This is a genomic window from uncultured Meiothermus sp., from assembly GCF_937863175.1.
Classification (GTDB): Bacteria; Deinococcota; Deinococci; order Deinococcales; family Thermaceae; genus Meiothermus.
This window is the reverse complement of record NZ_CALMCQ010000239.1, coordinates 1-2,013: the sequence shown is the minus strand read 5'-3', so window position 1 is coordinate 2,013 and position 2,013 is coordinate 1. Positions and strand designations below refer to the sequence as shown.

The 2,013-nt window shown below is 62.2% G+C and carries 1 protein-coding gene, 2 tRNA genes and 1 pseudogene; 2 read left to right on the top strand and 2 right to left on the bottom strand.

Annotated elements, in window-relative coordinates:
- Together Q0288_RS09205 and Q0288_RS09200 are read right to left on the bottom strand one after the other, a co-directional pair.
- Positions 1-808: pseudogene (locus Q0288_RS09205) on the bottom strand (hypothetical protein); the annotation flags it as partial.
- Positions 809-820: 12 nt separating this feature from the next.
- Positions 821-1,459 (bottom strand): hypothetical protein, encoded by a 639-nt coding sequence (locus tag Q0288_RS09200; protein WP_299429676.1) that lies wholly within the window; start codon positions 1,457-1,459, stop codon positions 821-823.
- A 154-nt stretch (positions 1,460-1,613) separates the two neighbouring features.
- Between Q0288_RS09200 and Q0288_RS09195 the strand changes: the two genes are divergently transcribed.
- Positions 1,614-1,687, top strand: a tRNA-Gln gene (locus Q0288_RS09195).
- Positions 1,688-1,763: 76 nt separating this feature from the next.
- A tRNA-Glu gene (locus Q0288_RS09190) sits at positions 1,764-1,838 on the top strand.
- The last annotated feature ends 175 nt before the right edge of the window (positions 1,839-2,013 follow it).

Here is a 2,013-nt window from a genome sequence, read left to right as displayed (position 1 = left end):
CCTGTAGGCGAACCCCCCCAGAGGCGGGGGGGTTTTGAGCGGTGGCGGTGGGTGTACTTCGCCGCTGGCTTTGTGGGGCCGAGGCCGCTCTGAGGAAGTTCTGGGCCTGGGCAATCAGCCCCTGCACGTCGGTTCTGAAACCATTCAGGTTGCCCCCGGACAGTTTTCCCAGCGCGTCCACAAACCCCTTGGCAGTGAGGCCCCTGGCCCGGGGCGAGTCCTGCACAATCAGGTACAGCGCATAGGCCCGGGTGGCCTCGAGGTAGGCCCGCACCGCACTGGTCTGGGCCTGGGCCCGCTGGAGGGCGTTGGTGATGCCCTGGGCATAGGTGCGCTCGAAAAAGCGGCGCAGCCCATCCAGGTTGTTGGCCGCCGCCAGGGTCTGGGCCTGGGCTTGCAGATTGTTGGGCAGCCCACTGGCCGAGAGCACCCTGGGCAGCAGGCGATTCGCTTCTGTGGTGTTGCCTGCCGCGAGGGCAGTGAAGTAGTCGTCGTAGAGAGCCTTGCCCAGGATGGCCTTGATGATCTGGACGCGGGCCTCGAGGTCGGTGTTGCTGCGGCGGGCCAGGGCCTGCCGGGCATCGGCCAGCGACTGCAGCACCCCATCGCGCAGTACCGGGGTCAGGTCGCCGGCTCCTTTGCGGAACTCGCCCTCGGCATTGGTCAGAAGTTCTAAGGCCCGTGCAGGGTTGCTGTTTTGCAGCGAACGCACCCGATCCAGTGTGGGTGCGAGCTGGTCGTATAAGGTGATGGCTGGGGCGGCCCAGGCCACGCTCAAGAGAGCGATTACTGCAAACCAACGCTTCATCGTCATAACCTCCTATCGCTCGGCTCCCATCTGGATGGCTTCGATCTTGCTCATGCGATACAGCAGTTGCCCCAGATTGGTCTCGTTGCGTGTGAGCACAGCCAGGTAGCCAAGGTCTAACGGGCGAAGAACCAGCTGAGCTTCCCTGAACACAGTGTAAAACACCCGATAACTCCCTTTACGGTCAAGTAACCGATGCACCGTAGAGAGGAAGCCCACCAGGCTGTCGTTATGCGCTCCCAGCCGACATTCCCTTCCGTGAACCGAATCCAGTACCACCGCCAGCACCCCCTCCCCACGGGCCAGATCCAGCACCAGGGCCTGGCGGTCGGGTTCCCTTTCCAGGTCAACATACTCGGTCAGGTCAGCTGCCTCGAGGGTGGGCCGGATGGGGTCGTGCACCACTTCAACGCTGGGGGTCTGGGCCATGAGCTGCCGCACCAGCTTTTGTAGATCGGGGATCAGCCCACTTACCGGAAGGACACCCATCAATTGATGTTGCAGAGGCCCCTCGATCAGCTCTGCCCAACTGCGCGGCCCCAGCAAACCCGGCGACTGCCCCCCCAGTGCCCGCTTGAGCAGGTTGCTGGCGGCTACGGGAGAGACAACCCGTGACAGGACCTCGATAATTTTCTGCTCAGTCTCGTTCAACTACATCCTCCAGGGTAGTGCTGTGGGTGTGCGCGGTGTTTGGGCTGCTCGAGTCGAAACACGCGGGGCCTGTGGGAGATTATAGTGAAGCCCTTGTCAAAACCCGGGTCATCTTGTACCATACCCGTTGCCTGCTTAGACAGGTAGCGTCCTTTGGGGCATCGTCTAACGGCAGGACTACGGATTCTGGCTCCGTCAATCGTGGTTCGAATCCACGTGCCCCAGCCAGATTTATCTTGAAACATGGCCGCCCTATGCGCCCTGACCTAAGCGCGACGCAGCAAGTCAAGATAAAACACAACCTGGCCCCATCGACTAGCGGTTAGGTCACCGCCCTTTCAAGGCGGCGGCAGGGGTTCGAATCCCCTTGGGGTCACCAGAAGACGCCCGGCGCAAGCCGGGTGTTCTTAATCCTGGCAGGGTTATCTTGATTACGCCCCTCCGCGTCTGGTTGGGGGTAGGCTGGGAGCCATGGGCGTAAGCCTCAGGAGATAGCAGCATGAACCCATACGACCTGGTGATCATCGGGGGAGGCCCGGCGGGCCTGACGGCGG